The organism is Streptomyces sp. NBC_00316 (genome assembly GCF_036158715.1).
Lineage (GTDB): Bacteria > Actinomycetota > Actinomycetes > Streptomycetales > Streptomycetaceae > Streptomyces.
The window spans coordinates 49711-62033 of the sequence record NZ_CP108024.1; the positions used below are offsets into that span (position 1 = coordinate 49711).

Genomic DNA, 12323 nt, shown 5'->3' on the forward strand with positions numbered 1-12323 from the left:
TTGAAGAGCTTGAACACGCCTGCTGGCCAGCTCCGCCCGCCGACGACACCTGTCTTATCACTACTGCACGCCTGCTGAGCGGTGAAGTCCATGGCCCGGGCCAAGGGGGCGAACACGGGCTGAGCCTCGGCCAGCGCCAGCGGGCGTCAGGGTGCAGCACCTTCCACAGCGCACCGGCGTAGGCCATCAGTCGCTCTGCGGACCGGGCGAAATCGTTGCGCGGCCGGCAATCCGCGTGCGGGCGGCCTCAGCCGGCTTCGGGCCCAACGGCCCTGGCCGCTCCGGCCACGAACTGCTGCTGGCGGCGTCAACCTGCTGCCTCCGGCCTGGTGGCCGGTTACGACCCCATACCAGCGGTTCTCGCCCCGTGCCATGGTGCGGCTCATCGCGGCTGTCCGCGCAGCCTGGCACTCCAGGTACGGGAGCTCCCGGCGGGCAGCGCGACGACCCTCGCGCCGCCGTCAGATGCGCCAGGAGCGGATGTGGTCGCCTGCCTGGTAGACGCTTGCCTTGCCGGACTGGATGTCGCGGACCAGTTCCACCAGCGCGCCGTATGGGGGGTCAATGCCCTCACCGGAGGCGTGCATGTAGGCCGCAGCGACCTGGCAGGCGTAGAGGGAGTTGCGGTACGGCAGTGGCTGGAGCCGGACCAGGGTGTGCAGGAGAGCGGCGGCGCGCCAGGCTGCGTCGGGTTCGGCGGTGGTGGGGCGGGGGATGCGGGTCTTGTGGCGGGCGACGGCCGCGACGAGAGCGGAGTAGTCGGCGACAGTGACGTCTTCGGGGACGGCCTGCTCCTGGACGTCCAGGAGCCAGGGGACGTCGATGTAGAGGACCATCAGGCGGCTTCGGCTCCCTGGTGATGGTCGGCCGGCGGCATCTCGTCGGGGAAGGCGTCGTCGAACTCGTCCCGGTGCTGCTCGCCCCAGGAGATGGCGTAGCGGACGAACTGGAGGCGCTGCTGTTCGCGCAGCGGGAGGTCGTGGACGAACTGCTTGAGGGACTTGCCCTCGGCGGCCGCGGCGGCGCGGACCGCTTCGAGTTCGTCGTCGGTGAAAGTGATGTTCAAGGACGGCATACCCTGATGGTACCAAGTAGGTACCTGAAGGGCCAGGAGTGTCGCATCCCGGGCCGTGTCACGGCCGTGGCTTCGTGGGCCATGTCCCTCGCGAGGTCGGTGTCGCCGGCTTTGGCCATGGCCTTTGCCGCGTCGGCCAGGGCCCGCCCCCGCTTGCCCTGGTCAAAGAGCGTCCGCGCCACGGTCACGGCATCCCGGGCCAGCTGTCTGGAGTACTCCGTGCGGCCTGTCGGGACGAGGGCCTCGGACAGCGCTGCCAGATTCAGCGATCGTGAATAGGGGGTGGTGTCCTTCCGGGCCGCGTCCTCGGCCTCCTCGACGAGTTCGTCCGCGAGGCGGGCGTCTCCGGCTGCAGCCACCGCCTCCGCCGCCTTCGCCAGCGCCTTGAGCAGCAGTGGCGCGAAATCAATAGTCCGGGCTAGGGCAACGGCTTCCCGGGCGATGTCCGCCGCGCGCTCCGTCTCCCCTTGCCGCGCCCGTTCACTGGCCACGGCGGACAGGGCCGCCACCCGGTCCCCTGTCGCTCTGTGCATGATGGGCCGGGCACGCCCTCGGCACGGTCGGTCTCCCCCACCCTGGTCAGCGCACCCACCAGGGCCACAGTGGTAGGCCAATCCGGACCAGGCGGATGGACGACTGCGGCTGATGTGACGGAGCCCTGTAGTTGGCTGGTCTGACGAACTACATGCTCACTTCCGTTAGGCGGGCGGCGTAATCAGGCGATCTCGTCCAGCAGGTGGGGCCTGTTGTTGCGGACGTTGTTCACGGCCGTGGAAACGGGTCGGGCGTTGAGCAGGCCGCCTGCGGGCTGGGTGAGCAGGGCGCGAAGGTCGTCGGTGTCCTGGTGATGCGGGTCGAGCCAGGTGTCGTAGTGGTCCGGGGTGAGGGCGAGCGGCATGCGGGGGTGTACCCGGCCAGCCGCGTCGGTGGCCTCGGTCGTGATGATCGTGCAGGTGATCAGCCAGGCGGCCGGGTCGTCGTCGTTCTCGATGTCCGAGTCGCGCCAGTACTCGTACAGGCCCGCCAGGGCCATCACCTGGCCGTCGGTGGGGTGGATGAAGTACGGCTGCTTGGGTAAGGGTGCTGCCCGCTCCACGGGACATGCGCCCCCGGATGGCCACGGCCGGACGGCAATCCGCCCCCCAACTCGGGACGGGGGCGGATTAGTCGTAGCTCACGTCGGCACGGTCCGAGATGGCCCGCCATCGATCACCGCGGCACCCCCTTCACCCACCCCTTCCTGCAAGCCGAGTCGCGGAGCTCAGCGGGGCAGTACCTGGACCTCGGCGAGGGCGAGCTCGTTGGTGCCGGCCAGCTGGAGTCGGACGTAGCGGCCCTGGTGGCCCTGGACATCGACCGTCGTCGGCCGGTCGGCCTGCGCGCTCTGGTGCGACGACCACACCCCCGGTTGGGCCAGGGTGTCGGCGAGGCCGCTGGAGGTGAACGGCTCGTCGGAGACGATTACGTAGTAGTCGCTCAGGCGCGACTGGCAGCAGTCCGTACGGTTGTAGATCACGATCTGGTCCAGTGGATGGGACTGGCCGAGATCGACCTGCCACCACGGCTGTGTCTCATTCTTGGTGTCGGAGAAGTTCCCGTCGTTGCCGTCAACGGCGTTACCTGCCGGGTAAGTCGTACCGCTGCTGCCTTCCCAGGTCGAAGACTGCTCGGCAGGTCTGTTCCTGGCCACGTTGAGCGCCGGGGCGGTCGCCGAGACACTCCCGTTCGCAGTGGTCACTGCCACGCGCGCCGGGTTGGCGCCGGCGGGCGCGGTGGCGATGAGGAAGCCGGAGGAGAGTGTGCTGACCTTGGCGGCCGGGATGTCCCCGAAGCTCACCCGGGTGTGGGCGTCGTAGCCCGAGCCGGCAACCAGGACATCGACGGGCTGGGACACAGGACTGCCGGAGGGACTCTGCAGGTAGCCGATCACTGGGCGCTCGTCGGTGGTGAGGTGCTGAAAGCGGCCCACGAGGCCGGCCGTGGTCAGCGTGTCCAGGGGTAGATCGGCCGCCGCGGGCTGGGGCGGGATGACGCGGTTGCCGTCGGCGTGGGTGTCGACGGGCACTGGGGGCGAACAGTGGTACTCGCCGGTGGGGTCGGACGAGTAGTTGCCGGTGAAGTCGAGGTGTCCGGTCGTCTGGCAGCCGCCTTGGCCCAGGTAGCCGCCCCATTCGACGTTTCCGGTCCAGTCGATCCACTGGGCGCGGGCGTCGTCGTACCAGGTGAAGTTGGAGTTGCCTTGGTCGTAGGCCACGTTGCCCTCGACGTTGAGGCCATGGGCGATGCTCGCCGCGCGGTCGACGGTGCCGTCGGGTGCGGTGATGGTCTGCCCCTGGTGGCCCTCGACGTACACCGCGCCGCCGTCCTTGAGTACCTGCATGAAGCCGTGGATCAGATTGTGGCTGATGGTGTTGTCGCTGTTGATGTTGGTGGAGTTGTCCGGGTGGGCGGCATTGTCCACGTGGCCCTGGACCACGCCGGCGCTGATACCGGTGTAGGGCAGGTCGTGCAGTTCGTTGTGCGTGACGGTGGTGTTCTGGGTGAAGAAGAGGGTGATGCCGGCGGCGCTGGGGTAGTCGGCGCCGATGTGGTGGATCAGGTTGTTGGCAATGGTGTTGTGCGTGGAGAGCTCACGATCGTCGGCGCCCACCTCCGAGGGGTGAGGGTCGGTGGTGTTGCCGAGGATGATGCCGTTGCCGGAGATGTCGGCGAAGGTGTTGCCCTCGACAGTGTTATGACGACTTCCGTACTCCAGGACCAGCCCCGCGGCGCCGAGGTGGTTGAAGGTGTTGTCTTCGAAGTTGATGTTGTGCGCGGCGGTGAACTGGATATTGCCCGGCTCGCGGCTCAAGGAGCCGAAGGGGCAGGTGCCGAAGGTGCAGGTGGCCTGCGGGTGGGCCGGGTCGTCGCCGGTGATGCGGAGGTTGTCCTGTACATCGGAGAAGCCTGCGCGGCTGCTGGGGTCCAGCCAGGTGGCGTACGAGAACTCGAGACCGGAGAAGGTGATGTTGCGTACGGGGTGGTCGAGGGTGCCTGATCCCGTCACCAGTGCGGAGAGGCGGGGGAGTTCGACGTCGAGCTGTTCCATGTCCTGGTTCTCGGGTGGAACGTAGTAGAGGACATGATCGTCGCGGTCCAGGTACCACTGCCCGGTGTGCAGGAACGGGTAGGCGTTCTCGATGCGGGTGGGAGCCTTGCCTGGCGACATGGACGGCAGCGAGCCGGAGGCCTGGGTGAAGGTGGGCCGTTTGGTGACGTTGCCCCAGCAGGGCTGCTGCATGAGGATGACCGGGCCGTCGGCCGTGTCGGTTCGGCACCGCGACTGGGTCCAGGGGCCGTTGCCGCCCGTGTAGACGAACTCCACCCCTTTCAGAGCGGCCGCGCCGATCCGGCCCTGCAGCACCTGGCCCCAGGTGGCGGGTGTGGTGGTGTAGCCGCCGGGTGTGGCGGCGAACTTGAGGTTCTGCTCGGCCGGGGTCGTCTGGGCGATGGGGGCTCTCTTGCCGTCGACGTACACCTGGCGCGTGTCGAGGCCGTCGGGTACGGGAGCGGACCAGATCCCTGCGTCCGCGTCGTGCAGCTGCCAGCCGGTCACCCGTGTGGCGCCGCTGAGCACCGGGTGCGCCCCGGGAGCCGCGGTCCAGGTCACCCGGCTGTCGGCACGGCCGGAGTCCTGGGAGGTGAAGTTCAGCGTCTGCGTCAGCCGGTAGGTGCCGTCGGCGAGCTGAACGGTGATGTCCCTGGCCTCGCCGTCCGCTTCCTGGTCGGCCAGCAGTCGGCGGACCCGCTGCTGGGCGGTGGCGAGGGAACAGGGCTTGTGTGCGGAGCAGGCCGGGCCGCTTGCCTGTGGCGCTACGAAGACGGTCTTGGCGGGAGGTGCGTCGTGCGCGATGGCTGCCGGTGCGCCGACCACCAGCAGGGCGGCGGTGAATGCGGCGGCACGCATCGGTCTGAGCATCGGGAACTCTCCTTTGTGCGCGGGCACAAGGCCCGTAGCTGCCGGGAACACATGGTGGTTCCGCAGGCCGTTCAGCCGGCCTGCCTTGCTGTGGCGATGGCGAAGACGTGGATCATCGGAGCCTTGGCGCGCAGATACCGGGGCCCGGCGGGCAGGGTGACCGAGGCGAGCTGCTTGTCCGGGTCGGCGTCGACGCCGATTGCGTAGAGCTTCGCGGTGCGGCTGATCTGGGCTCGTCCTTGGCCGTTGGCCTTGCCGCCGTCGGCGGCGACGACCGTCCCGGCCGGTGGGGTGGTCGTCGCCCAGTCGGGCACGGTGATCGTGGTTGTACTGGTCGTGCCGTCCGTGTACGAGAGGGTGACCGTGCCGGTCAAACCGTCGGCCGGTGCGTACGTCCCGGTGACGAGCAGTCCGACCCGCGAGGCGCTTCCGCAGAGCGGGATCACCTGGCTGTGGGCGATGGCGTTGTCCTCGGTGCCGGCGAACCTCTCGGGCAGGGTGAAGGCGAACCCGCCCGCCTGCACCTGCCCGCCGGCCCTGACGCCGGCCACGGCGAGTCCCTGGGCCGAGTAGCTGGACAGGGCTCCGTCGATGTTGCCGGGCTGGGGGTTGCCGTCATCGGTGACGGCGATGTTGTCGTAAGCCTGGGACAGCGAGCGCAGCGGCACCTCGCTGAGCGCGGTGGCGTGTATGCGGTTGTGCGCGTCGTAGTCGGCCGCGGCCGTGAACCGGTAGCTGCCCGGCGTAAGGTCTGTGTCCGGGCTGACCCGGAAGTGCACCGTGCGGCTCTGCCGGGGCGGGACGGCGGTGGACAGGGTGAGCGGCGTGCCGGACAGCGGTGCGCTGTTGAGGAGGTGGTGCGCCGAGAGCCACACCGTGACATGCGGCAGCGCACGGCCGGAGTTGTTGGTGATCACGGCGCTGACGGTGTTGTCATGGCCGGGCCGGAGCGTCTCGGGGGCCTGCACGGTGAGTTGTACATTCGTGGGCGTGGCCAGGAACTGCAGCTCCGCCAGCACTGGCTTCGCCGAGGGTGCGCCGGTGAACCGCAGCCACCGGTAGTGCTCGGGGGCGTCGATGGGCAGCGTGATCCAGTCGCGGGTCGGTGTCCATTCCACGGTCGTCAGGGTGCGGCAGCCGCTGTCCGGTCCGTCGGTGCAGCCCTGCACGGTGCCGCCGACCAGTGAGGCCAGGTCGGCCGAGGAGTTGCTACGCGGTAGCAGTCGCACCGCGGCCGGCCGCACAGCGCCGTCGGCGCCGAGATCGAGGCCGGCGCTCACGCCTGCAGTGGCCGAGGCGAACGCGGTCGCGGGATCACCATCGAAGGCGGCCTGCGCCCCGTCGGGCCCGAACGCGACACCGCTGACCGGGCGAGCGTCCGGATCGGCCGTCTCGGGGACGCCGGGCGCAGTGCCGACGGCGTCGGCGTACACCTCGTAGTCGAGGTAGTTGCCCATGCGGGGGCTGCCCCACGCGGTGGAGGCGAGGACCTGAAGTGGTCGCCGGAGGTAGGAGAGCATGTACGCGTCGGTCATGGTGTAAGCGCGGTCGCCCCACTGGGCCATTTCGACGCCACGCACGCGATCGGATTCCGGGAGGGTGTACGCGGAGTAGAGGGCGTTGTCGTCCGGGATGTAGGTGCCGTTCGCCGTGCCCGGGGCGTACGAGGGGACGACGTACAGCCGGGAGTGTTCGTTGCTGACGACCACGTCGTAGCCCTGGTCGATGAAGTAGTCCTCATCGCCGAGCCAGGCTTGGATGCGTACGTCCTTGTTGACCGTTACGGAACCGCTGCCGCCGGCCTGTGGCCACCAGCCCCAGATCTGCATCCGCTTGCCGTGCCGGGCAAGCAGGTCGTCGAGGTGGTTCGCGTAGGCGAGGAAGACGTCCTCGGTCTTCTGGAAGCCGCGGGTCGCGGCGTAGTCGGCCAGCTCGGGGCACTGCTCCTGGAGGGCGGTCTGCGGCGTCTCGTCGCCGCCGAGATGGATGACCGGTGAGTCGAACAGCTTCGTGATGTTCTCGACCAGGCCGTCGAGCCAGGCGACGTTCGCCGGCTTGGTGATGTCGACTGTGAAGCCGGGATCGATCCGTCCGGGGCTAATCATCGAGTTCATCGACGGGCAGTCCCAGCGCAGGCTCGGCCGGTAGTCGGTCATCGCCGTGGCATGCGCAGGAATGTCGAACTCGGGAAGGATGGTGACGTGGTAGCGGGCCGCGTAGTCCTGAACAGCGCGCACATCGTCAGGCGAGTAGGACTTGTCTGCCGCGAGTCCGGGGTAGCCCGGGAGGTCCAGCCGGAAGAACTCCGCGTCGGTGAAGTGCCAGTGGAGGGTGTTGAGCTTCGTCCAGGCCAGCTGGCGGATCAGTTGCTTGATGGACGCAATCGACCAGTACTTGCGCGCGGTGTCGATCATCAGGCCGCGTTCGCGCTGCGCCGGGGCGTCCTCGCTGTTGCCGACCGGGACGGAAGCGTGGTCCGGGGCGGTCTTCAGGATCTGTTCGACCGACTGCTCCGCATAGAACGTGCCGGTCGGCCCGTCGCCGCTGAGCGCGATCGACTGCTCGGTCACGTCGATCCGGAAGCCTTCGCCCGCGCCGTCGCCGTCCGCCGTGACGAAAATGTCGCCGGGCTTGGGGGCGCTTCCCAGGACGACGGGCAGCGTCTCACCGCCGAGGGCGGACCGCACTCACCTACCGCGAGGCCGCCGAACACCCGCTCGTCGGCCTCGACGCCGACTCCTCGCTGCGCCGCTGGATCGAAAAGCACCTGGGACCCCACGCCCCCGTGGTGCGCCACCGCACCACCGTCACCGACCTCGGCGTCCTCATCTCCCTGGCCGCAGCCGGCGCCGGACTCGCAGTCGTCCCGCGCCGGGCCATCGACCCCCGACAGAGCCTGGAGGTATGCGAACTCCAGGAGCGCTGGGCCCGCCGCCACCGTCTGCTCGCCTGGGGTGTCACAGACCGCGCCACCTCGACAGCAACCGCGACACTCGCTGAGCACCTCCGCCAGGCGGCGCAAGAGCCCCCCAACCGCAGCGCACACGGGACAACCTCGGTCCACTGCCCTTCCACGACTGCTGACCGACCGCCTTCGGCTGCCCTCGCGAACATGACCGGCCATGGCCCCCGACCAAGCGCCCCGCGCTGACCGACTCCCATCGCGCTCGCCCTCGCCACGGAGCTCCGTATCGTGCTGGCCTGTGCGGAGGGCCGGTCGAACGCGCAGGTAGCAAGTGGCGGGCGCGGTTTGTTGCGGACCGGCTGGAGGGCCTGGTGGACCTGCCCGTTCGGGGGCGCCGCGGAAGATCACGGACGAGCAGGTCGAAGCCCTGGTCGTCAGGACGCTGGACCAGAGGCCGGATGTGGACGGTCGCTCCGGCACACCGTCTGCGCCCGCTGGTAGACGAACTCGCCGCGCGGACGTCCGTCGGGACCGGCGGGCAGAAGGTGGAGGGCGAGAGACGGCGGGGGCACAACCGGCAGTCGGATGAGTCCTTCACGGCCGGCCTGGCGCATGCGGGCCAGTACGTGCGCGAACACGGGAACCTTGCTGTCCAGAAGGACACCATGACGGGGTCCTTCCGGCTCGGGGAATTGCTGCACAATGTGCAAACCAGGGCCTGGGCGCTGTCGCCGGACCGTGTCCGGGCGCTGACGGTTTTGGACCTGTGGTGGAACGTCCCCTGGTCGGTGCAGTGGCAGCGCTCGTACTACCTTCGAGACCGACCGGGACCTGGGCGCCTTCTGCAAGGACTGCGGATACACCGTCCACTCCCCCGGTGAGGGATTCCTTCTCGAACGAATCGGGCTGCCCTTCGGAATCCATGCCGGCCCCGACCAGTGCGTGTTCACCCGCTGGAGGCCGCCCCGCTGAGTGACCCGCGGCCTCACCGCGCCGTAAGCGTCGCTTTGCCGCTGTGGTGACCAGTAGGCGGGGCGGCGTCGTTGAACACGGCACGCGTGCATGAACATCCGACCCCCCGCAGATACGCGAGCGAGCCCCGGACCATCGGCGGTTCGGTGAGCCGAAGCACGATAGGTGTCACCACCGGCATCCGCTGAACTGCGGCTCCAGTCGGGCGAAGCACGGTGGTTGTCACCGATACGGTGCGCCACCTGTCACCAGCAGCACGTGAAGCAGAGGCGATGTCACCGCCCCTACGCCCCGCAGACGGATGCCGGCTGGGCGGATCACAAGGGTGGGCTGACCCGGCGCAGTGACCGTCACAGGGCTCCGGCATCCCGGGCCGTCCAGACGCTCGGGTAGATCGGCCGGAAGCCGAGCTCCCGGCGGATCCGCTGGTTGGACACGATCCCGAACCACGGGTCGGGGTCCGTGAGCTCGTGGACTCCGTTGGGCACCTCGACGCCGTTGAGCTGGTACAACTCGACCGTCGTGACGGGAGCGTCATCGGCGATGTTGTAGATCCGGCCGGCGATACCCGGCGCGTACAGCAGACGCATCAGGCCCTGGGCGACGTCAGCGTGGTGGGCCATCTGCAGGCGCTGGTGCGGCGCCCAGCGGGCGGCCCAATGCAAGGAGTTGGCCAGGTGCGGATCGCCCTCGCCGTAGACGAAGGGGAGCCGCCCGATACGTACGTCCAGGCTCTTGAGCGCGAGCAGTTCGCGCTCGGCCTCGGCCTTGGACTCGGGGTAGGCGCCCCACATCGCGCCGCCCGGCCGACTCTCGTCCTCCTCGGTCAGCGGGCGGCCCCGTCCGAGGCCGTACACATTGTTCGTGCTGACCTGCACGAACCGCTCCACGCCGGAGGTCTGGGCGGCGCGGCCCAGGGCCACCGCGGCGTCCCGGTTGACGGCCCACGCCTCCTCGTCCGGCACCCCGCGGAAGGCGGCGGCGACGTTTACGACGGCGTCCACGCCGGCGAGTGCCTTGCCGAGTGCCTCCTCGTCGCGCATATCTCCTACGGCGGCCTGGGCGCCCAGCTCTGCGAAGCGCTCGCCGCGGGCCGCGTCCCGCACCAGGACTCGCACCTGCTCGCCCGGCTGTCGCTGGGCCAGCAGCCTCGGCACGAAGCGGCGTCCAACTTGTCCCGTCGTACCGGTCACCAAGGTCAGCATGATGTGCTCCTTAACGCACTGTGTCGCCTGTCGTTGATGACCAGCCTCGGCGGATGCGGGGACGACCGGGAGAGACCTCTTCATCAGGGGATCGGGAGTCCCTGGATAAGCCGGCCCGCATCCCGCACCCTGGCAAGGTGAACCGAGCCGAACTCGCCGACTTCCTGCGCCGCGCTCGTGCCCGCCTGGACCCCTCCGACGTGGGTCTGACGGCCGGCGCCCGCCGCCGTACGCCGGGGCTGCGCCGCGAGGAGGTGGCCCAGCTGGCCGGCATGTCCGTGGACTACTACACGCGGTTGGAACAGTCCCGGGGGCCGCGCCCCTCCCGCCAAATGCTCACCGCGCTGGCCCGCGCCCTGCGCCTGACGGAGGACGAACGCGACCACCTCTTCCACCTCACCGGTGAAGAGCCGCCGCGCCGGGAGGCAACCAGCACGCACGTGCTCCCGGGCCTGCTCCTGGTGCTGGACCGGCTGTACGACACCCCGGCGATGGTGGCGACCGACTGCGGCGAGGTCCTGGCCCAGAACGCGCTGTCGCGGGCACTGAGCGGAGACGCTCTCGCCCGCCCGCCCCGAGAACGCAACATGATCCGCCGCTTCTTCCTGGACCCGGCGGCCCAGGAGCTGTTCCCGTCCGAGGACCGCCCGGAGCGCGCCCGCGAGCAGGTCGCCGGCCTGCGAGCGGTGGCCTCGGCCCGCCCCACGGACCCCGAACCCGCCGCCCTCGTCGCCGAACTGTGTGCCGCAAGCAAGGAGTTCGCCCACCTCTGGGACGAACACGAGGTCGCCGTACGCCGCGCCGCCACGAAACGCTTCAGGCACCCTACGATCGGCATCCTCGAACTCGACTGCGAGATCCTCATCAACTCCGACCACAACCAGCGGCTCGTCATCCACACGGCCCGCCCGGGCACGGAGTCGTACAAGCGCTTGCAGTTGCTGCGGGTGGTGGGCTTGCAGGACCTCACGCCAACGACCCCCTGACCGCGTGCGCGCCTTCCGAGTTCGCTCCCTGCCCACCACACATCGCCCGCGATCCCGAACTCCGCGCCATCTGGTGCCGACAGCGGCACGACGAATCCCACCGGCACAGGCAGGCAGACCAGACAGGCGAAGACTCCGCGGGCGGCACCGACGGTGATGTCGCCCATCTGGGTGCTCAGCGTGAGCGTGCCGAGCACGGCCTCGGTGATGTTCAGGTCACCCTTCTGCGTGCTGATCTCGCCGGGACCGTTCAGACGGCCGACCGTGATGTCGGCATCGAGGCCTGTGAAGCGGGCACTGTCGGCCTGGCCGAGATCCGCTTCGGTACGGCCGTGCCCGATGGGGGCGCCGGGATCAGCGGCGCACTTCGCCGCGCCCGCTTGGTGCCGTCACCCGAAAAGGCAGTGGCCGCGCGGGCTCGGGGCCACATACGTTCGCATCCATGGTAGACGCAACTTTCGGGCATCCGCGCCTCGCCGCGATCTACGACCCACTCGATCCGGACCGCAGCGATCTCGACGCGTATCTCGCGATGGCGGAGGAGTTCGGGGCGCGGTCTGTGCTGGACATCGGGTGCGGTACGGGCGTGTTCGCGCTGCTGCTCGCCGAGCGCGGGATTACGGTCACCGGGATCGATCCCGCGCGGGCGTCCGTCGACGTCGCGCGTGGCAAGCCGGGCGCGGAGCGGGTGCGCTGGCTCGACGGCGACGCGGGGGACCTGCCACCCATGCAGATCGACCTGGTGACGATGACCGGGAACGTCGCCCAGGCGATCGCCGATCCGCAGGCGTGGCGTACGACACTGCGCGGTGCGTACGAGGCGCTGCGGCCCGGTGGGCGGCTTGTCTTCGAGACGCGCGATCCGGCGCAGCGCGTGTGGGAGGAGTGGGCGGAGTGGACGCGCGAGACCACGTACCGCATGACGGACATTCCGGGCGTCGGCCACGTCGAGACCTGGGCCGAGTTGACGGACGTGAGCCTGCCGCTGGTGAGCTTCCGGGGTACGCACGTGTTCGCGGACGGGGACGTACTGACCTCGGAATCGATACTTCGCTTCCGCGAACGTACGGAGATCGAGCGGGACTTGTATGAGCACGGCTTAGTCGTCGAGGACGTACGCGACGCACCCGACCGGCCGGGCAGGGAGTTCGTGTTCGTGGCGAGGCGCGGTACCGCGGAGCCCGTCCCTCGCGGAATGTCCTAGGGAGCGTGCGCACCACAC

Annotated in this window: 9 protein-coding genes and 4 pseudogenes; 5 read left to right on the forward strand and 8 right to left on the reverse strand. The window is 69.4% G+C overall.

From position 1 onward, the window contains the following. Nucleotides 1-461: 461 nt before the first annotated feature. The 6 genes and pseudogenes from OG878_RS39520 to OG878_RS39545 form a co-directional block, all read right to left on the reverse strand. The gene (locus OG878_RS39520) at nt 462-836 is read right to left on the reverse strand and encodes a toxin Doc (protein ID WP_328891576.1); all 375 of its coding nucleotides are present in this window, start codon (nt 834-836) and stop codon (nt 462-464) included. Next, the gene (locus tag OG878_RS39525; RefSeq protein ID WP_328891577.1) at nt 836-1075 is read right to left on the reverse strand and encodes a hypothetical protein; all 240 of its coding nucleotides are present in this window, start codon (nt 1073-1075) and stop codon (nt 836-838) included. The genes OG878_RS39520 and OG878_RS39525 overlap by 1 nt, the downstream gene beginning before the upstream one ends. Beyond that, nucleotides 1063-1566, reverse strand: coding sequence for a hypothetical protein (locus tag OG878_RS39530; protein ID WP_328891578.1), 504 nt, complete (start codon nt 1564-1566; stop codon nt 1063-1065). The genes OG878_RS39525 and OG878_RS39530 overlap by 13 nt, the downstream gene beginning before the upstream one ends. Nucleotides 1567-1790: 224 nt before the next feature. Then, nucleotides 1791-2150 (reverse strand): annotated as a pseudogene (locus OG878_RS39535) (SOS response-associated peptidase); the annotation flags it as partial. A 186-nt stretch (nt 2151-2336) separates the two neighbouring features. Next, complete coding sequence (locus OG878_RS39540; RefSeq protein WP_328891579.1) at nt 2337-5033, reverse strand: galactose-binding domain-containing protein; 2697 nt, start codon at nt 5031-5033, stop codon at nt 2337-2339. Between the two features lie 71 nt (nt 5034-5104). Continuing rightward, nucleotides 5105-7720 carry a family 20 glycosylhydrolase gene (locus OG878_RS39545; protein ID WP_328891580.1) on the reverse strand — a complete coding sequence of 872 codons (2616 nt, stop codon included), beginning with the start codon at nt 7718-7720 and terminating at the stop codon, nt 5105-5107. Here OG878_RS39545 and OG878_RS39550 point away from each other — a divergent pair. From OG878_RS39550 to OG878_RS42505, 3 genes and pseudogenes are all read left to right on the forward strand, one after another. Continuing rightward, nucleotides 7708-8117, forward strand: a pseudogene (locus OG878_RS39550) (LysR substrate-binding domain-containing protein); the annotation flags it as partial. The gene OG878_RS39545 and the pseudogene OG878_RS39550 sit on opposite strands and share 13 nt — an antisense overlap. Before the next feature lie 85 nt (nt 8118-8202). Continuing rightward, nucleotides 8203-8395, forward strand: a pseudogene (locus OG878_RS39555) (helix-turn-helix domain-containing protein); the annotation flags it as partial. A 1-nt stretch (nt 8396) separates the two neighbouring features. Further along, entirely contained in the window at nt 8397-8819 is a 423-nt protein-coding gene (locus tag OG878_RS42505; protein WP_443049297.1) for a helicase associated domain-containing protein, read from the forward strand. Nucleotides 8820-9260: 441 nt separating this feature from the next. Here OG878_RS42505 and OG878_RS39560 read toward each other — a convergent pair whose 3' ends face one another. Further along, entirely contained in the window at nt 9261-10115 is an 855-nt protein-coding gene (locus tag OG878_RS39560) for an NAD-dependent epimerase/dehydratase family protein (RefSeq protein WP_328891581.1), read from the reverse strand. A gap of 137 nt (nt 10116-10252) precedes the next feature. On the opposite strand from OG878_RS39560, the gene OG878_RS39565 reads away from it, so the two are divergent. Beyond that, nucleotides 10253-11101 (forward strand): helix-turn-helix transcriptional regulator, encoded by an 849-nt coding sequence (locus OG878_RS39565; protein ID WP_328891582.1) that lies wholly within the window; start codon nt 10253-10255, stop codon nt 11099-11101. 119 nt (nt 11102-11220) lie between these two features. Here the strand turns inward: OG878_RS39565 and OG878_RS39570 are convergent. After that, nucleotides 11221-11409 (reverse strand): annotated as a pseudogene (locus tag OG878_RS39570) (hypothetical protein); the annotation flags it as partial. A gap of 134 nt (nt 11410-11543) precedes the next feature. Between OG878_RS39570 and OG878_RS39575 the strand changes: the two are divergent. Continuing rightward, on the forward strand, nt 11544-12305 hold the full coding sequence (locus OG878_RS39575; RefSeq protein ID WP_328891583.1) for a class I SAM-dependent methyltransferase: 762 nt from the start codon (nt 11544-11546) through the stop codon (nt 12303-12305). Nucleotides 12306-12323 lie beyond the last annotated feature (18 nt).